This is a genomic window from Cellulomonas algicola (genome assembly GCF_019024305.1).
Lineage (GTDB): Bacteria > Actinomycetota > Actinomycetes > Actinomycetales > Cellulomonadaceae > Cellulomonas > Cellulomonas algicola.
The window spans coordinates 582,622-598,974 of record NZ_JAHKSJ010000002.1 but is presented as its reverse complement, the minus strand read 5'-3'; the positions used below and the strand labels follow the sequence as shown (position 1 = coordinate 598,974).

The 16,353-nt window shown below is 75.1% G+C and carries 16 protein-coding genes and 2 pseudogenes; 12 read left to right on the top strand and 6 right to left on the bottom strand.

The annotated features are described in order from the left end of the window. The first annotated feature begins 84 nt into the window (after positions 1–84). The 3 genes from KOV94_RS02785 to KOV94_RS02775 all read left to right on the top strand — a co-directional run bounded on the left by KOV94_RS02785 (position 85) and on the right by KOV94_RS02775 (position 3,785). The gene (locus KOV94_RS02785) at positions 85–621 is read left to right on the top strand and encodes an RNA polymerase sigma factor (protein WP_124341103.1); all 537 of its coding nucleotides are present in this window, start codon (positions 85–87) and stop codon (positions 619–621) included. Then, positions 618–1,631: a hypothetical protein gene (locus KOV94_RS02780; RefSeq protein WP_218051153.1), complete on the top strand. Its 1,014-nt coding sequence runs from the start codon at positions 618–620 to the stop codon at positions 1,629–1,631. The genes KOV94_RS02785 and KOV94_RS02780 overlap by 4 nt, the downstream gene beginning before the upstream one ends. Positions 1,632–1,820: 189 nt before the next feature. Then, entirely contained in the window at positions 1,821–3,785 is a 1,965-nt protein-coding gene (locus KOV94_RS02775; RefSeq protein ID WP_218051152.1) for a diguanylate cyclase domain-containing protein, read from the top strand. Between the two features lie 74 nt (positions 3,786–3,859). Here KOV94_RS02775 and KOV94_RS02770 read toward each other — a convergent pair whose 3' ends face one another. Beyond that, positions 3,860–4,984: an epoxide hydrolase family protein gene (locus KOV94_RS02770; protein ID WP_124344343.1), complete on the bottom strand. Its 1,125-nt coding sequence runs from the start codon at positions 4,982–4,984 to the stop codon at positions 3,860–3,862. A 143-nt stretch (positions 4,985–5,127) separates the two neighbouring features. On the opposite strand from KOV94_RS02770, the pseudogene KOV94_RS21445 reads away from it, so the two are divergent. From KOV94_RS21445 to KOV94_RS02735, 9 genes and pseudogenes are all read left to right on the top strand, one after another. Continuing rightward, a pseudogene (locus KOV94_RS21445) lies at positions 5,128–5,241 on the top strand (HTH domain-containing protein); the annotation flags it as partial. Further along, positions 5,187–5,678, top strand: a pseudogene (locus tag KOV94_RS21440) (hypothetical protein); the annotation flags it as partial. The pseudogenes KOV94_RS21445 and KOV94_RS21440, both read left to right, overlap by 55 nt. A 108-nt stretch (positions 5,679–5,786) precedes the next feature. Then, positions 5,787–6,080: a WCX domain-containing protein gene (locus KOV94_RS21435; protein WP_443623164.1), complete on the top strand. Its 294-nt coding sequence runs from the start codon at positions 5,787–5,789 to the stop codon at positions 6,078–6,080. A 79-nt stretch (positions 6,081–6,159) separates the two neighbouring features. Continuing rightward, complete coding sequence (locus KOV94_RS02760; RefSeq protein WP_218051151.1) at positions 6,160–6,705, top strand: sigma-70 family RNA polymerase sigma factor; 546 nt, start codon at positions 6,160–6,162, stop codon at positions 6,703–6,705. Further along, a complete protein-coding gene (locus tag KOV94_RS02755; protein WP_124344340.1) occupies positions 6,702–7,742 on the top strand; it encodes a hypothetical protein in 1,041 nt (346 codons plus the stop codon). The genes KOV94_RS02760 and KOV94_RS02755 overlap by 4 nt, the downstream gene beginning before the upstream one ends. A 118-nt stretch (positions 7,743–7,860) precedes the next feature. Continuing rightward, entirely contained in the window at positions 7,861–8,397 is a 537-nt protein-coding gene (locus KOV94_RS02750; protein ID WP_124344339.1) for a sigma-70 family RNA polymerase sigma factor, read from the top strand. Then, entirely contained in the window at positions 8,394–9,608 is a 1,215-nt protein-coding gene (locus KOV94_RS02745) for a hypothetical protein (protein ID WP_218051150.1), read from the top strand. The genes KOV94_RS02750 and KOV94_RS02745 overlap by 4 nt, the downstream gene beginning before the upstream one ends. 78 nt (positions 9,609–9,686) lie before the next feature. Further along, positions 9,687–10,226, top strand: a complete 540-nt coding sequence (locus KOV94_RS02740; protein ID WP_124344337.1) for an RNA polymerase sigma factor — start codon at positions 9,687–9,689, stop codon at positions 10,224–10,226. Beyond that, positions 10,223–11,242 (top strand): hypothetical protein, encoded by a 1,020-nt coding sequence (locus KOV94_RS02735; protein ID WP_218051149.1) that lies wholly within the window; start codon positions 10,223–10,225, stop codon positions 11,240–11,242. Before KOV94_RS02740 ends, KOV94_RS02735 begins: the two co-directional genes overlap by 4 nt. 72 nt (positions 11,243–11,314) lie before the next feature. On the opposite strand, the gene KOV94_RS02730 is transcribed toward KOV94_RS02735, so the two are convergent. From KOV94_RS02730 to KOV94_RS02710, 5 genes are all read right to left on the bottom strand, one after another. Then, positions 11,315–11,653: an STAS domain-containing protein gene (locus KOV94_RS02730; RefSeq protein ID WP_443090073.1), complete on the bottom strand. Its 339-nt coding sequence runs from the start codon at positions 11,651–11,653 to the stop codon at positions 11,315–11,317. Between the two features lie 173 nt (positions 11,654–11,826). Beyond that, positions 11,827–12,513, bottom strand: a complete 687-nt coding sequence (locus KOV94_RS02725) for an anaerobic ribonucleoside-triphosphate reductase activating protein (protein ID WP_218051148.1) — start codon at positions 12,511–12,513, stop codon at positions 11,827–11,829. After that, positions 12,513–14,345: a ribonucleoside triphosphate reductase gene (locus KOV94_RS02720; protein WP_218051147.1), complete on the bottom strand. Its 1,833-nt coding sequence runs from the start codon at positions 14,343–14,345 to the stop codon at positions 12,513–12,515. The genes KOV94_RS02725 and KOV94_RS02720 overlap by 1 nt, the downstream gene beginning before the upstream one ends. Positions 14,346–14,606: 261 nt before the next feature. Next, positions 14,607–15,542, bottom strand: a complete 936-nt coding sequence (locus KOV94_RS02715) for a 5-oxoprolinase subunit C family protein (protein WP_124341389.1) — start codon at positions 15,540–15,542, stop codon at positions 14,607–14,609. Further along, a complete protein-coding gene (locus KOV94_RS02710) occupies positions 15,539–16,348 on the bottom strand; it encodes a 5-oxoprolinase subunit B family protein (protein WP_218051146.1) in 810 nt (269 codons plus the stop codon). The genes KOV94_RS02715 and KOV94_RS02710 overlap by 4 nt, the downstream gene beginning before the upstream one ends. Positions 16,349–16,353 lie beyond the last annotated feature (5 nt).

Genomic DNA, 16,353 nt, shown 5'->3' with positions numbered 1-16,353 from the left:
TCCACCGTGGGTCGCGCGACCAACGGTGCACGTCGCCCGTTCGTCCTTCTCCGTGACGGTGGACGACGACGGGAGGATGCGCACGTGGCGGTCTGGCAGGAGGTGCTCGGGGACCTCGTCCGCACGCGCGGCGGCGCGCTCGTGCGGTACGCGGCGCTGCTCACGGGGGACGTGCGGTCCGCGGAGGACCTGGTGCAGGACGCGCTCGTGCGGTGCTTCAGCCGTGGGTCGGCGCTGCGGGATGTCGGGGCGGCGGAGGCGTACGTGCGGCGCACGGTGCTGACGATCTTCCTCGACGGGTACCGGCGCCGGGTGCGCTGGGACGGGCTGCGGCACCTCGTCGCCCGCCCGGAGGAGACGTCGGGGCCGGAGCAGTCGGCGCCCGACCGGCTGGACGTGCACGCGGCGCTCGCGACGCTGCGGCCGCGGCTGCGGGCGTGCGTGGTGCTGCGGTTCTACGACGACCTGACGGTGCCGGAGATCGCGCGCCGGCTGGACCTGTCCGACGGCACCGTCAAGCGGTACCTCTTCGACGCGGCCGCGCAGCTGGAGGCCGTGCTGGGCCCGCTGCCGGACGCGCACGAGGAGATCGAGCTGGTCACGACGAAGGAGGAGCGATGAGCAGGCTGCTGTCCCGGACGTTGCACGACGCGGTCGACCCCGGCCGCCCCGACGCGGAGCTCGCGGTGGACGCGCTGGCGGGGCGGATCCGACGGCGCCGGGCCGCGCGCGCGGGCGGACGGGCGGCGGTGGGCGTCGGCGCGGCGGGCGCGGTCGCGATCGGCGGGGTGCAGCTCGCCGAGCGCGAGGGTGCGACGACCGCGGCCGGCGAGTCCCCCGCGGACCTGTGCGGGGTCGCCGTGGAGTCGTTGCCGCCGGACCCCGACCCCACGTGGCTCGCGCTCGGGCAGGGTGTCGACGTCCACCGCACGCTCCAGCAGCACCTGCGCGCACCGGACGTCGTCCTCGAGACGGACCTGGGCGTCTCCGACCCGCACTGGCTCCAGTTCGCGCTGGTGCGCCGCAACGACGACGGGGACGCCCCGCGGGAGGGCACGCAGGTGCTGCTCGCGCGGGACGGTCGCGTCGTCGCGTGGGGCGAGGACGGCCTGCCGGGCGACGAGCGGTGGCGTCTGCAGAGCGTGCCCGACCCGGCGACGTCGGGCGTCTGGGAGACGGGGACGGTGTTCGTGTCCCCGCAGCCGTGCGACGACGAGGACGCCGTGCCCGCCGGCAGGTACGACGTCTACGTCGCCCAGGCGCCCGGCACGGGCTTCGCCGGGCCGTGGACGACGGAGGTCAGCACGGCTCCGAAGGGCGTCGCCCTCCCCGCGGGCTTCCCGGCCGGGCTCCCGCTCCCGGAGGCAACCCTGCTGGACGCGACCGAGCGGCCCGACGGCGGCTGGTCGTTCACGCTGCGGGCCGTCGGTGTCGACCCCGCCGGTGACGCGCAGCGGAGCCTCGAGAGCGGCGCGGACGCGCCCACGTACCTCGACCCCGAGACGCTCGACGACGACCGCTTCCCGTCGGGTGCCTTCGTCTCCCCGGACGGACGTTGGCTCGTGTGGTTCGGCGTCGAGGCGTCCGACGACGGCGGCATGCTGCTCCGGTACGACGTCGCGCCACGCTGACGGCGGCGGTCCCCGGTCACGGGCCGGGTGCGCAGGTGGAGGGACCCGTCGCACCCGGCCTGGCCCGTGCCCACGGCGCGTCCCGATGCGCCGGGCGGGTGGTCCCGCGACCCGCGGCTCAGCACGTGCCCCGGGCGACCGATACGCACGGGCGACAGCGCGACGAGGCGACGACGAGCGGCGGCACCGATGGCGGACGGACTCCTGGACGGCGGGAGGCGCCGACCCTCCGGGGAGCCGCTCGTGTGCGTCCTGTCGCCGTTCATCGGCGGACCGTTCTACGGGCGGGTGCTCAACGGCACGCAGCGGGGCGCGCGGCGCACCGCGAGCCGCCTCCTCGTCGTCCAGACGCTCGACGCGGCGTCGTTCCGGATCGACGCGCACACGGTGCCCGAGCACCTGCCGCCCGTCGCGCACGACCACGTCGAGGGGTTCGTCGTGCCGGTCGGCGCGGTCGCGGACGACTACGTCCAGGACCTGCACGCGAGCGGTGCGGACGTCGTCCTCGTGGGGCACTCGCTGCCCGGGATCACGTCGGTGCGCGCCGACAACGCGGCGGGCGTCGCGGCGGCGGTCGCGCACCTCGCGGCGCACGGGCACACGAGGATCGCCTTCGCCGGGTTCCGGGGCGCACCGGACGTCGCGGAGCGCTACGACGGGTACCGCGACGGCCTGCACGCGGCCGGGATCGTGCCCGCCGACGACCTGGTCTACGACGCGCCCGACAACCTCGAGGGCGGCGGTGCGGTGGCGGCGCGCGCGATGCTCGCGGCGGGGCTGCCGTCGACCGCCGTCGTGTGCGGAACCGACCTCAACGCGATCGGCCTGATGCGGGTACTTCGCGAGGCGGGGCACGACGTACCCGGCGACCAGGCCGTCGTGGGGTTCGACGACATCGACCGGGCGCGGTTCGAGTCGCCGGGGCTCGCGTCGGTCGCGCAGCCGATGGAGGCGATCGGCGCGACGGCGGTCGAGCTGCTCCGCGACCGCCGGGCCGCCGCCGAGGGACCGCGGACCGTCCGGGTGCCGACGACGTTCGTGCCGCGGGAGTCGTGCGGGTGCCCGGTCGAGCGCCCGGCGCCCGGCACGGCGGACGCCGACCGAGCCGACCGGGCGGACGACGCCCGCGAGCGCACGTTCGCCGGGGCGCGCGCGCTCGGCCGGACCCTGGCGATGCACTACGAGCTGACGATGGACCTGCTGCACACGCCCGACGAGGACCCGGCCGCGTTGCGCTGGATGCGGCACACCTTCGCCCGCGCGGGCTGCCTCGGGCTGTGGACGACCGGCGAGCGGTCGGTGCCCGACCCGGACGCGCGGACGCTCCGGGTGACCGGGACGTACGAGCGCTCGCCCGACGGCGACGCGGCGGGTCCGGTCGCGACGCACCCGGTCGCCCGCCGGACCGGCGTCCGGTCGTTCCCGCCGCGCGACGTGATCGCGCTCGCGCGCGACCCCGAGGACGTCGTGCTCGTCGTGCCGGCGAAGGTCAACGACAGCGACTGGGGGCTGCTCACGTTCGTCGGCCCGTTGCAGACCGGCGTCGAGAACGGACGTGAGAGCCCCTACCAGTGCACGGCCCTGCTGACGGTCGCGCTCGAGCTGCGGCACCAGGAGGAACAGCTGCGCCGGGCCGCGCTGCACGACCCGCTGACCGGGCTGCCCAACCGTGCGCTCTTCACCGAGCAGCTCCAGCGCTCCGTGACCCGCGCCCAGCACCACATGCACTACCACTTCGGCGTGCTGTTCCTGGACCTCGACGGGTTCAAGGAGGTCAACGACTCGCTCGGCCACGCAGTCGGGGACGAGGTGCTGGTCGCCGTCGCCGGGCGGATCAGCCGTGCCGTGCGGGCCAACGACCTCGCGGCGCGCCTCGGGGGTGACGAGTTCGTCGTGCTGCTCGACGGCATGTCGTCGACGGCCGACGCGACGGCCGTGGCCGAACGCCTGAGCCGCGCGCTGCTCGAGCCTCTCGACGTCGGCGGGACGACCGTGCAGGTCGGGGTGAGCGTCGGCATCGCGACGAGCGAGCGGGTCCCGGGCACCGCGGACGACGTCATGCGGGACGCGGACGCGGCAATGTACCGCGTGAAGCAGGCGCGCGCGGCCGCCGCGCTGGAGGGCCTGACGACGCGCGGCGTCGGCGGCCGCTGAGCGTCGGCGACGGGCGCGGGGGCGGCGGCCCGACGACGCGGGTCACCGCCCCCGACCGGGTGACGACGAGTGCGTCAGGCGAAGAACACGCGCAGGTCGTCGACGACGTCCTGCGGGACCTCGAGCGCCGCGTAGTGCCCGCCGCGCGGGTGCTCGGTCCAGTGCTCGATGCGGGCGTTGTCGCGCTCGGCGAGGCTGCGGATCGTCTGGAAGTCGTCCTTGAAGACGGCGACACCGATCCGCCCGGTGCTGACGACGGGCTCCGCACCCGACCGCTGCTCGGCGTAGTGGTACCGCGCGGCTGTCGCGTAGGTGTTGGTGAGCCAGTAGAGGCTGGCCTGTGCGAGCACCTGGTCGGCGGTCACGAGCGAGGTGCCGTTGCCAAAGCTCTCGAAGAGCTCGTGGTACGCGAGCGTCGCGACGGGCGAGTCCGCGAGGCCGGCGGCGACGGTCTGCGGCCGGGACGCGTTCATCGTGTTGTACGCGCCGACCGACTGGAACCACTGCATGTGCGCGAGCGCGGCGTACTCCTGCGGGCCGAAGCCGTCCATCTCCCCCGGTGCGCCCGTCGGGAACGAGAACAGCTGCAGCACGTGCGCGCCGCGGAAGCCGTCGGGGTCGAGGATCGCGAGCTCACGACCGACCATCGCGCCGCCGTCGCTGCCGTGCACGCCGTAGGCGTCGTAGCCGAGCCCGCGCATGAGGGTGTCGTAAATGCGCGCCACGCGCGCCATCGTCCAGCCCGCCCCGACGAGCGGCGTCGAGAAGCCGAAGCCCGGCATCGACGGGACGACCACGTGGAACGCGTCCTGCGGCCGGCCGCCGTGCGCGGTCGGGTCGACGAGCGCGTCGATCATGCCGAGGAAGTCGAGCACCGATCCCGGGTAGGTGTGCGCGAGCAGCAGCGGCGTCGCGTCGGCGTGCGCCGAGCGGACGTGCAGGAAGTGCAGCGGCTGGTCGTCGATCTCCGTGACGAAGCCGGGGTACGCGTTCAGCCGGTCCTCGACCGCCCGCCAGTCGAACGTCGTCCAGCGCGCGACCATGTCCCGCAGGTACGACTGCGGGGTGCCGTACTCCCAGGAGTCGTCGGGCGCGGCGGGGGCGAAGCGGGTGCGCGCGAGCCGCTCGTGCAGGTCGTCGAGGTCGGCGTCCGGGACGTGGACGGCGAACGGGCGGATCGAGAGCGGGGTGGCGGTCATGGTGGTCTCCGCGGGTCCGTAAGCGGGGTCTTCGTCCTGCTCGGTACCCTCACGCTAGGAGCCGTTGCGGAACGGTTCTTTCCGCTTCTCCCGCCGGACCTGCGGCGGTCCGGGGCGGGTTCGCACCAGGTCCGGGAGCGCCCATGGCCACGACGTCCGCCCGCCTGCTCACGCTGCTGGGCCTCCTGCAGTCCCGCCCCGACTGGTCCGGCGCCGAGCTCGCCGAGCGGCTCGACGTCACCGACCGCACGGTGCGCAACGACGTCGCGCGGCTGCGCGACCTGGGCTACCCCGTCGACGCCGTCCGCGGACCCGGCGGCCGCTACCGGCTCGGCGCCGGTGCGCGCGTGCCACCCCTCCTGCTCGACGACGCCGAGGCCGTCGCCGTCGCCGTCGGCCTGCGCCGCACCACCGCGACCGCGGGGTTCGAGGACCCCGCCCGGTCCGCGCTCGCCAAGCTCGAGCAGGTCATGCCCGACCGGCTCCGCCGGCGGCTCGCGTCGATCCGCGACGCCAGCGCGAGCGGACCCGAGAACACCGACTCGAACGTCGAGGACCCGGCCGTCGACACGGTCGTCCTCGCGGCGCTCGCCGACGCCGTCCGCGACCACCAGGCCTGCGCGCCTACTACCGCGACGAGCCCGTCGAGATCGAGCCGTACCGCCTCGTCGCGTGGCAGCGCCGCTGGTTCCTCGTCGCCCGCGCGCCGTCGACCGGGACCTGGGCGCCGTACCGCGTCGACTGGCTCCGCCTGCGCACGCCCGGCGGCCGACGCTTCACGCCCACGCCGTTCCCCGGCGACATGACCGAGTTCACCGTCCGCGAGGTCGCGCGGACCGGCTGGACCGTCCACGCGTGCGTCACCGTCGACGCCCCGCCCGACGAGGTGCTGGCCCGCATCAACCCGACCGTCGGCACCGTCGAGGCCACCGACGACGGGCGCAGCGTCCTCGTCACCGGCGGGGACAGCGTCGAGGTCGTCGCCGTGTGGATCGGCATGCTCGGCCTCGACTTCCACGTCGAGGAGCCGCCCGCGCTCGTCGCGCACGTCCGGGTCCTGGCCGAGCGCTACGCGCGCGCCGTCCCCGGCACGTAGCACCGGGGTGGAGCGCCGCCACAACGATCCGGGCCCCGCCGACCGTCGTGCACCATGACGGCCACGACAGGGAGGTCCGATGCCCGCCTGGGAACAGGTGCTCGACGAGCTGCTCCGCACCCGCGGCGCCGCGCTCGTCCGCTACGCCACGATGCTCACGGGCGACAGCCGCAGCGGCGAGGACCTCGTGCAGGACGCCGTCGTGCGCTGCTTCACCCGCCGGTATGCGCTGCGCGAGGCGCACGCCGCCGAGTCCTACGTGCGGCGGACCATCCTCACGCTGTTCGTCGAGGAGCACCGCCGACGCCGCCGCTGGGGCGCCGTCCAGCACCTGCTGGCCCGGGCCGACGAGTCACCCGGACCCGAGCCGACGAGCAGCGCGCGCCTCGACGTGCAGTCCGCCGTCGCGACCCTCCCGCCGCGGCAGCGCGCCGTCGTCGTCCTGCGGTTCTACGACGACCTCACCGTCCCCGAGATCGCCCGCACCCTCGCGATCGCCGACGGGACGGTCAAGCGGTACCTGTCCGAGGCGACCGAGCGGCTCGAGCGCCTGCTCGGCCCGCTGCAGGACGCCCGCGACGACGTCTCCCTGATCGACGCCATCCCCGAGAGGAGCTCCCGATGAGCACGCACCTGCGCACGGACCTGCACGCCGCGATCGACGGCGGCACGCAGGACTCCCCGCTCACGTCCGCCGACCTGCTGCGCCGCATCCGACGCCGTCGCGCCGTCCGCTCCGGCGCGCAGGGCGCCGTCGGGCTCGTCGCGGCGGGCGCCGTCACGGCCGGCGGCGTGCACCTCGCCGCCGGCTCGGGGGACGGCGAGCTGCGTCCGGGCACGACGTGCGGCACGGACGTGGCCGCGTGGGCGCGCACGCACCGCGACGACGACCTGCGCGTCGTCGCCCAGCCCTCGGGGCGCGAGATGTCGCCGCAGCTGCGGTCGCTCGGCGACGTCGACGAGGGCCGCGAGGTCGGGGCGGGCGGTCCGCTCGGGGAGTGGGCCGGCCGGACGCTCGAGCTCGTCGCCGCGCACGTCGCGGACGACCACCACGCGCCGGGTGACGGCGCGGGGATGCGGGTCATGCTCGCGCGCGACGGCGAGGTCGTCGGCTGGGCGCAGAACGTCGCACGCGGTGACGACGCCGCGTCGACGTGGCAGCAGGCCGCGACGGTCGACACGCCCGAGCCCGTCGTCGTCCCGGGCACCACGATGCTCACCGCCTACGCCTGGCTCGACCTCCACGCGTGCGCCGGGAGCGACCTGCCCGCCGGGACGTACGACGTGTACGTCGGCGACGGCCCGGTCACGGCGAACGCGCCTGTCGCGGACGTCGCGTCCGGCTGGACCGTCGACCTCCTCGACCCCGGCCCTGCCGTGACCGGCCTGCCCGACGACTTCCCCGTCGACGACGTGCCGGTGCTGCCGGGCGAGCTCGTCGCGGCCGCGCCGCACGTCGGCGGCGGCTGGCACCTCGAGGTCCGGGTGCCCGGCGTCGACGCGCACGGGCGCGCCTGGCGGCTCCTGGCCGAGCACGGCGCGCACGCCGACACCGAGCGGAGTCTGTCCGGGTACGTCACCGCGAGCGGCGACTGGACCGTCGACGTGCAGCCGTGGGACCGCGGCGAGCGGATCTCCTACGACGTGCGACCCGTGGGCTGAGCGACCGACCCACCGGGACCTGACCTCCCGGGCGTCCGTGCCCGGCGTCCGAGCGGGTGACCAACGATCCGCCATCCCTCCGCGTCCTGGACCATGACGACTCGGGACAGGAGGGCCGATGGCGGCGTGGGACCAGGTGCTCGACGACCTCGTGCAGGTCCGCGGGCACGCGCTGGCCCGGTACGCGGCGCTCCTCACGGGTGACCGGGACACCGCGGAGGACCTGCTGCACGACGCCCTCGTGCGGTGCTTCGGCCAGGCTCGTCCGCTCCGCGACGCCGTCGCGGCCGAGGCGTACGTCCGGCGGGCGATCCTCACGGCCTTCCTCGACGGGCAGCGGCGACGCACCCGGTGGGCGGCCGTGCGGCACCTCGTCATCCGGCGCGAGACCGTGGACGGCCCGGAGCCCGCCGTGGTCGAGCGGGTGAGCGTCGAGGCGGCGCTCGGCATGCTGCGCCCGCGGCTGCGCGCGTGCGTCGTCCTGCGGTTCTACGACGACCTGACGGTCCCGGAGGTCGCACGGCGCCTCGGTCTCGCCGAGGGCACGGTCAAGCGTTACCTGTCCGACGCGGTCGGGCAGCTCGAGGACGTGCTGGGGCCGGTGTCGACCGGTACCGACCGGCACGAGAGCGTCACGGTGGAGGAGGCACGATGAGCATCGACCTGGCGGCAGTGCTGCACGACGTGGTCGACCGAGGGCGGCCCGACGGCCCGGCCCCGGTCGACGTCCCACGGGTGCGGGCGCAGGCGCGACGCCGCCGCGCGGTGCACCTCGGTGCGCGGGGAGCGGTCGGCGTCGGAGCCGCGGGTGCCATGGCGCTCGGGGCCGTCCACCTCGCGGGGGCGCGTGACGCCCGCACCGTGCTGCCGTCCGACCCCGACGCGGCTCCCGGCGAGTGCGGGTCGAGCGTCGCGGGCCTGGGGCGCACCCCGGACCCGACCCTGGGCCTGGCGCGGTCGTCGTGGTCGGCACCCGGGTTCCCCGCGACAGCGAGCGGGCCGGGCGCGGTGCCCGGACCCGGCGACCTCGGCACCTACGTCGGGCGCGAGGTCTGGGTGCAGGCCGTGAGCTCGCGGCCCCAGGACGGTGCGGGCGAGCCCGCGACGGAGCTGTCGTCCCTGCAGGACACGCTCGCGCTCGTCGAGCAGGGCTACACGGACCGCCTCGCGGCGCGCGCGGCGGGCAAGGACGTCAGCCAGGACGAGCTCGACGAGCGCGCCGAGACCGTCGCCGCCCTCCAGGCGTCGATCGACGCGAGGGTCGCCGACGGTGAGGTACCGCCGGCGACCCCGGCCGTGGCGCAGGTGCGGGTGCTCGTCACCCACGGCGAGCGCGTCGTCGCGACGGCCGTCCTGCCCGAGGAGGGCACGTCCGACGCCGTCGCCGTGTGGAACCGGGCGACGAGCGGCCTGCTGTCCGAGCAGGTGCGGCTCGGCCTCGTCACGTGCACGGTCGACGGCGTCGGCGGCGACCCGTTGCCGGCAGGGACGTACGAGGTCGTCGTCGCGCGCGGTGGCGGGCCGCTCACGTCCGCCTCTGGGCCGTGGACCCTGACGATCCCCCCGCACGCGAGCGCGGCATCCGGCCTGCCCGGCGACTTCCCCGTGGACGCCGTGCCGATGCCCCCGGGCACCGTCCTCGCGGTCGCCGGTGACGCCGCGGCCGGCTGGACGGTCGAGCTGGACGTCGCGGGCGACGACCGACTGTTCGTGGCGGCCGACCTCCTGACGGCGCTCGACGGTGCGAAGGAGGAGGGGCGCGACCCGCTCGGCGTCACCGTCGACGTCCCCGGCTGGTTCGTCGAGATCCACCCGGGCGACGAGGGCGACGAGACGTCGCTCTTCTACGAGGTGCGCCCCCGCTGACGCGCGCCTGACGGCGGCCGACCCAACGTTCTCGGCGCCCCGAGCGTCCTGAGCGCGACGACCGGACAGGAGGCACGCATGGCGGCGTGGGAACAGGTGCTCGACGACCTCGTGCAGGTGCGCGGGCACGCGCTCGTGCGGTACGCGACGTACCTCACGGGCGACCGGCGGCAGGCGGAGGACGTCGTCCAGGAGGCGCTCGTCCGCTGCTTCGGCCGGACGCGCCCGCTGCGCGACACCGTGGCTGCCGAGGCGTACGTGCGCCGCGCGATCCTGACCGAGTTCCTGGACGGGCACCGCCGCACGACGCGGTGGCGGAGCGTCCGGCACCTCGTCGCGCGCGACGAGCAGGTCGAGTCGCCCGAGGCGTCCGCCGTCGAGCGGGCCAGCGTCGAGGCCGCGCTCGCGACCCTGTCCCCACGACTGCGGGCGTGCGTCGTCCTGCGGTTCTACGACGACCTGACCGTCGCGGAGATCGCCCGCACGCTCGGGCTCGCCGACGGCACCGTCAAGCGCTACCTGTCCGACGCGATGGACGCCCTCGAAGGGGTCCTCGGCCCGCTCGACGCGGACCGCACCACCGACATCGAGCTCGTGAACACCCGGGAGGCACGATGAGCACCGACCTGTCCCGCACACTGCACGCGACGATCGACGGCGAGCCCGCGGGAGTCCCGACGGCCTTCGACATGACGCGCGTCCGGTCCCGCGCGCGGCGACGGCGCGTCGCGCGCACCGCCACGCGCGGCGCGGTCGGGGTGGGCGCCGCCGGCGCCGTCGCCGTGGGCGCCGTGCAGGTCAGTGGGCGCGACGCGAGCGTCCTGCCGCCCGCCGTCGCGGGCGCACCGGCGGGAACCTGCGGCTCCGACACCGGCGCGCTGCGCGGCCTCCCGGTCGAGGACGCGCTCACGCTGACCGCGACGACCGACGACGCCAACGTCGCCGTCCAGCCCCCCGATGCGCACGAGGGGGCCCTGACCAGCGTCATCGGTCCGTCGGTGTGGCTGTGGCCGTCCTTCGGCGGCGTGCGCGACCTGGAGGCGTACCCCCTCGTCCCCCGCCCTGACGTCGAGACCCCACCGTTCGTCCGGGTCGTCCTCGCGCACGAGGGGACGGTCGTCGGGACGTCGATCGAGCAGACCGTCGTGGGCGGCATCCCGTACTCGCCGACCGGCTGGGACCCGCTGGTGGTCCCTCTCGTCACCTGCGACGAGCCGGGCCGCCCCGGCGGTGACGCGCTGCCCGCGGGCGACTACGAGGTGTACGTCGCACCCGACGACGGCCCGCTCGACGCCCCCGTCGGTTCCGTCTCCCGGTCGTGGACCGTGCGCGTCGTCGACCAGACGGCCGTCTCGGGCCTGCCCGCCGACTTCCCCGACGACGTGCCGCTGGTCCCGGGCCAGCTGCTCGACGTCCGACGCCTCGACGACGGCGGCTGGTTCGTCGAGATCGCGACGCCGGCCGACGACCGGGTGTCGCGCGCGGGAGCTCTCCTCGACGGGTCGGCACCCGACGCAGGCCGAGGGCCTGGCGCGTCGTTCTACGGGACGACGCTCGCCGAGTGGACGGTGGAGATCAAGGCGTCGCAGGTCGACGGGGTGGAGACCGTCTTCTACGTGCTGGCCCCCCGCTGATCCTCCGGCCGGTCGCGTGGTGGAGGGACCGTGCGGCCGGCCGGTGCCGTGGGCCGGGACCGCGGGACGGGCTCAGGCGACGGAGCCGTCGTCCGTGAGCGCGTCGTCGAGCGTGTCGTGCACCGTGAAGACGGGCAGCAGCGCGGTGATGCGGAACAGCTGGCGGACCCGCTCGGTCGAGATGACGAGCTGGAGCCGCCCGCCCAGCAGGCGCACCTTCTTGAGCGACCCGACGAGCACGCCGAGGCCCGTCGAGTCCATGAAGGTCACGTGGCCGAGGTCGACGACGAGGTCGGTGCGCTCACGGTCGAGCAGGTCGTGGACGCACTCGCGCAACGCGTCCGCCGTGGACACGTCGACCTCACCGTCGACCTCCACGACAGTCCGCGTCCCCACGTCCCTGCTGGTCACGCGCACCCTGTGCTCCCCCGTCCCTCGTCGGAAATTCAAACATTCCCGACGGGCCCGCGACGAGCGCATCGAGCGGCGTGTTTTCACCCGGGCGGCGGTATCGGCGTGCTGCACCGAGGGCTACGTGTCCCGAGTCGTGCCCACCTGCGCGCTCCGTCAGGGGATGCCCGCGATCAGACGGCCGACGGCACGCGTCGCACCGACGCGAGTGCCTGCCGGTACTCGTCGGTCGTGCCGTCGGGGCGGACCTCCTGCCGCACGTGGTCGCGCACGCCGAGGCCGGCGAGCGTCGCCGTGACCTCGTCGACGTCGGCGGGTGCCAGGACGGTCGGGTCGACGGTCGTGCGGACCTGCACGTCGACGCCGGACGCCAGCACGAGCGCGAGGGACCTGAACGTCGCGTCGGCGCTGGTCGTCGGGCCCCCGGCCCGCGTGATCGCGCGGTACAGGCGCGCGGGCGCCTTGACGTCGAACCCGACCCAGTCGACGTGCGGCAGCAGCGCCTCGAGCCGCCGGGGGTAGGCGCCGCCGGTGTGCAGGCCGACCAGGAAGCCGGCGTCGCGCACCTCGCGCGCCGCGTCGACCAGGCCGGCCTGCCGGGTGGGCTCGCCGCCCGAGAAGACGACGCCGTCGAGCAGCCCGCGCCGTCGCGCGAGCAGGTCCCGCACGTCGGACCACGGCACGACGCCGGGCGTGCGCGGGTCGAGGATCGCCGCGTTGTGGCAGTACGTGCAGCGCCACGGGCAGCCCTGCAGGAACGCGGTCGCGACCAGCCTGCCGGGCCAGTCGCACGACGACAGCGGCGTCAGGCCCGCGATCGCGAGCCCGTCCGCCGCCGCCGTCGTCGTGCGGTCCGTCATCAGGCCTGCTGCTCCGCACCGGCCGCGGCGAGGGCGCGCTCCTGGAACGGCGTGCGCTCCATGTGCTCGCCCTTCTTGCCGATGTTGAACGAGCTCACCGGCCGGTGGTAGCCCATGACGCGCGTCCACACCTCGCACACGACCTCGCCGTAGCCCTCGTCGGCGCAGCGCGGGCACGTCGGGTGCTCGCCCGAGAGGTAGCCGTGCCGGGTGCAGACGGAGAACGTCGGCGTGACCGTGAGGTACGGCAGGCGGAACGTCGACAGGGACCGCCGCACGAGCTCGCGCGCGGCCTCGGGCGTCGACAGGCGCTCGCTCATGTACAGGTGCAGGACGGTGCCGCCCGTGTACTTCGTCTGCAGGTCGTCCTGACGGGACAGCGCCTCGAACGGGTCGTCCGTGAAGCCCACGGGGAGCTGCGAGGAGTTCGTGTAGTACGGGTGGTCGTCGGTGCCGGCCTGCAGGATGCCGTGGTACCGACGGCGGTCCTCCTTCGCGAACCGGTACGTCGTGCCCTCCGCGGGCGTCGCCTCCAGGTTGTAGAGATGGCCGGTCTCCTCCTGGTACCGGACCATCCGCGCGCGGACGAAGTCGAGCACCCGGACGACGAGCGCGTGCCCGCGCGGGTCGGTGAGGTCGTACGCGTCGCCCGTGAAGTTGCGGACCATCTCGTTGAGGCCGTTCACGCCGATCGTCGAGAAGTGGTTCTCGAGCGTGCCGAGGTACCGCTTGGTGTACGGGAACAGGCCCTCGTCGATGTACTGCTGGATGACCGTGCGCTTGAGCTCGAGCGACGTGCGCGCCAGGTCGAGCAGGTCGGACAGCGCGTCGAACAGACCGTGCTCGTCGCCCGGGTTGAGGAAGCCGAGCCGCGCGCAGTTGATCGTCACGACGCCGAGCGAGCCCGTCTGCTCCGCGGACCCGAACAGGCCGTTGCCGCGCTTGAGCAGCTCGCGCAGGTCGAGCTGCAGGCGGCAGCACATCGACCGCACGTCGCCCGGGTTCATCTCCGAGTTGAGGAAGTTCTGGAAGTACGGCAGGCCGTACTTCGCCGTCATCGCGAACAGCCGGTCCGCGTTCGGGCTGTCCCAGTCGAAGTCGTGCGTGATGTTGTACGTCGGGATCGGGAACGTGAAGACGCGCCCGCTCGCGTCGCCCTCCGTCATGACCTCGATGTACGCCTGGTTGATCAGGTCCATCTCCGCCTGGAGGTCGCCGTACGTGAAGTCGCACGGCTCGCCCGCGACGAACGGCACCTGCTCGCGCAGGTCCTCCGGGCACGTCCAGTCGAACGTGAGGTTGGTGAACGGCGTCTGCGTGCCCCAGCGCGACGGCACGTTGAGGTTGTAGACGAGCTCCTGGATCCCCTGGCGGACCTGCTCGTACGTGAGGCCGTCGAGCCGGACGTACGGCGCCATGTAGGTGTCGAACGACGAGAACGCCTGCGCGCCCGCCCACTCGTTCTGCATCGTGCCGAGGAAGTTCACGATCTGCCCGATCGCCGACCCGAAGTGCTTCGGCGGGCGTGCGTCGACCTTGCCCGGAACGCCGTTGAGGCCCTCCTGCAGGAGGGTCCGCAGCGACCACCCCGCGCAGTAGCCCGACAGCATGTCGAGGTCGTGGATGTGCAGGTCGCCCTCGCGGTGCGCCCGGCCCACCTCGGCCGGGTAGACGTGGCTCAGCCAGTAGTTCGCGACGACCTTCCCGGCCGTGTTGAGGATGAGCCCACCCAGCGAGTAGCCCTGGTTGGCGTTGGCGTTGACGCGCCAGTCGCGGCGGTCGAGGTACTCGTCGATCGACGAGCCGACCTCGACGACGACCTGCTCGGTCATGTGCGGTGTCCCCTTCGTCCCTGGCGCCCTCCCGCCTCAGCGATCCCACATGTTGTGGTCGAGGCGTCCCCGGAGGACTAGATGTGGCAGTTCTATGCCCGACGACGTGGCCTCCGGGGGACGAAGGTCCCGCCTCCGCGGGCGCACGCACGGCCCTGCGGCGAAAACTCGTCCGGATGCGCGGCGTGTCGCGGCACGGGGGTGCGCGGGGTGCGGCGTGTCGTGCGGGACGGCCGGTCGGGGCGTGTCGCGACGAAGCGCTCAGCCGCGGACGAACCGGACCGGCTCGCCCGGCCGCACCTGCGCCAGGACCCCGAGCGCCGACGCCCGCACGACCGCCACCACCGGGTACCCGCCCGTCACCGGGTGGTCGACGCCGAACACCACCGGCAGGCCGTCCGGCGGCACCTGCACCGCCCCCGGGACCAGACCCGCCGACGGCAGCTCCGCAGCCGCCCGCGCCCGGACGCGCACGACCCGCGGACCGTCCAGGCGGAGCGCCACGCGATCCGACGACGGCGTCACCCGGAACCCGTCCGCCCCGCACAACGCGTCGAGCCCGCCGTCGAACCAGTCGGCGTGCGGACCGGTCATCACCGGGAGCCGCCACGGCCCCTCCGGCCAGGGGCGGACCGGGGCGACGTCGACGGGAGGCCAGGCCGCGGGCGGGGCTGCGACCGGGATGACGTCCCCCGTCGCGAGAGGTGCCGGGCCGATCCCGCCCAGCCGGTCCGTGGCGCGCGAGCCCAGGACCGGCGGCACGTCGACACCGCCTCGCACCGCGAGGTACGTGCGCAGACCGCGGCTCGGCGCGCCGACGCGGATCTCCGCACCGTCCGGCACCTCGACCGGGGCGTGCATCCCGACCGGCACACCGCCCACCCGTACCGGCGCGGGCGCACCCGCGCACGCGACCGTCAGCGGCCCGCGCGCCCGCAGCCGCAGACCGCCCATGAGCAGCTCCAGACCCGCCGCACCCTCGTCGTTCGCGACCAGGCGGTTCGCCAGCCGCAGCGCCGACGCGTCCGCCGCACCCGACCGCCCGACGCCGACGTGCGCCCACCCGGGCCGGCCGAGGTCCTGGATCAGCGTGAGGACCCCGGGCTCGACCACCTCGAGGGCCCCGGAGGCGACGACCTCGCGGCCCGGCGAGGCCTCCCGACGTCCGCGGGCCGCGTCGCCACCTGGCGCGTTCACGCGGGCGCAGCCGCAGGTCCGTGGGGCGCAGCCGCCTCAGGCTCCGGCTCCCGCCCTGGCTCCGACCGTGGATCCGGCTCCGGCCTTGGCTCGGGCCACGGCTCCGGCTCCGGCCCTGGCTCCTGCTTCGGGACGAAGCGCACCCGCGAGCCGGGCGTCAGCAGCGCCGGCGGAGTCCGCGCCACGTCGAACAGCGGCACGTCGCACCGGCCGAGCAGCCGCCAGCCGCCCGGCGTCGCCGCCGGGTACACCGCGGCGAACTCGTCCGCGATCGCCACCGCCCCGGCCGGGACCCGCTCGCGCGGTGTCGCGCGTCGCGGGACCCGGAGCGCCGGGTCCAGGCCGACCAGGTACGCGAACCCCGGCATGAACCCGCCGAACGCGACCGTGTACGTCGCCCCGGCGTGCCGCTGGACGACCTCCGCGACCGTCAGCCTGGTGAGCGCCGCGACCTCGGTGAGGTCCTCGCCGTCGTAGCGCACGGGCAGCTCGACGACCTGGCCGAGACCCCGCCGCCCATGTGCGTCCGCCGGCTCCGCGTCGCCGGTGTGGTCGGCGGTGCGCGCGGTCCGCCAGACCCGTCGGACCGCCGCCGCGAGCGCCGCCACGTCCACCCCCGGCGTCGTCCGCAGGAGCACCGTCGTCGCCGCCGGCACCTGGTCCACGACCGCGCCCCACACCGACGCGTCGGTTCCCTCACGCGCGCGCCGCAGGGCGTCGTCCAGCCGCCGCACCGCGGCGAGGTCCGCGACCTCGACGAGCAGCGCGTCGTCGCCGAACGGCACGACGTGCAACGCGGAGGTCATGCGCC

Excerpts from the sequence above, each read along its gene's own strand:
- KOV94_RS02780 (WP_218051153.1), top strand. The coding sequence starts at position 618 with ATGAGCAGGCTGCTGTCCCGGACGTTGCACGACGCGGTCGACCCCGGC.
- KOV94_RS02775 (WP_218051152.1), top strand. The coding sequence starts at position 1,821 with ATGGCGGACGGACTCCTGGACGGCGGGAGGCGCCGACCCTCCGGGGAG.
- KOV94_RS02770 (WP_124344343.1), bottom strand. The coding sequence starts at position 4,984 with ATGACCGCCACCCCGCTCTCGATCCGCCCGTTCGCCGTCCACGTCCCG.
- KOV94_RS21435 (WP_443623164.1), top strand. The coding sequence starts at position 5,787 with ATGACCGAGTTCACCGTCCGCGAGGTCGCGCGGACCGGCTGGACCGTC.
- KOV94_RS02760 (WP_218051151.1), top strand. The coding sequence starts at position 6,160 with ATGCCCGCCTGGGAACAGGTGCTCGACGAGCTGCTCCGCACCCGCGGC.
- KOV94_RS02755 (WP_124344340.1), top strand. The coding sequence starts at position 6,702 with ATGAGCACGCACCTGCGCACGGACCTGCACGCCGCGATCGACGGCGGC.
- KOV94_RS02750 (WP_124344339.1), top strand. The coding sequence starts at position 7,861 with ATGGCGGCGTGGGACCAGGTGCTCGACGACCTCGTGCAGGTCCGCGGG.
- KOV94_RS02745 (WP_218051150.1), top strand. The coding sequence starts at position 8,394 with ATGAGCATCGACCTGGCGGCAGTGCTGCACGACGTGGTCGACCGAGGG.
- KOV94_RS02740 (WP_124344337.1), top strand. The coding sequence starts at position 9,687 with ATGGCGGCGTGGGAACAGGTGCTCGACGACCTCGTGCAGGTGCGCGGG.
- KOV94_RS02735 (WP_218051149.1), top strand. The coding sequence starts at position 10,223 with ATGAGCACCGACCTGTCCCGCACACTGCACGCGACGATCGACGGCGAG.
- KOV94_RS02725 (WP_218051148.1), bottom strand. The coding sequence starts at position 12,513 with ATGACGGACCGCACGACGACGGCGGCGGCGGACGGGCTCGCGATCGCG.
- KOV94_RS02720 (WP_218051147.1), bottom strand. The coding sequence starts at position 14,345 with ATGACCGAGCAGGTCGTCGTCGAGGTCGGCTCGTCGATCGACGAGTAC.
- KOV94_RS02710 (WP_218051146.1), bottom strand. The coding sequence starts at position 16,348 with ATGACCTCCGCGTTGCACGTCGTGCCGTTCGGCGACGACGCGCTGCTC.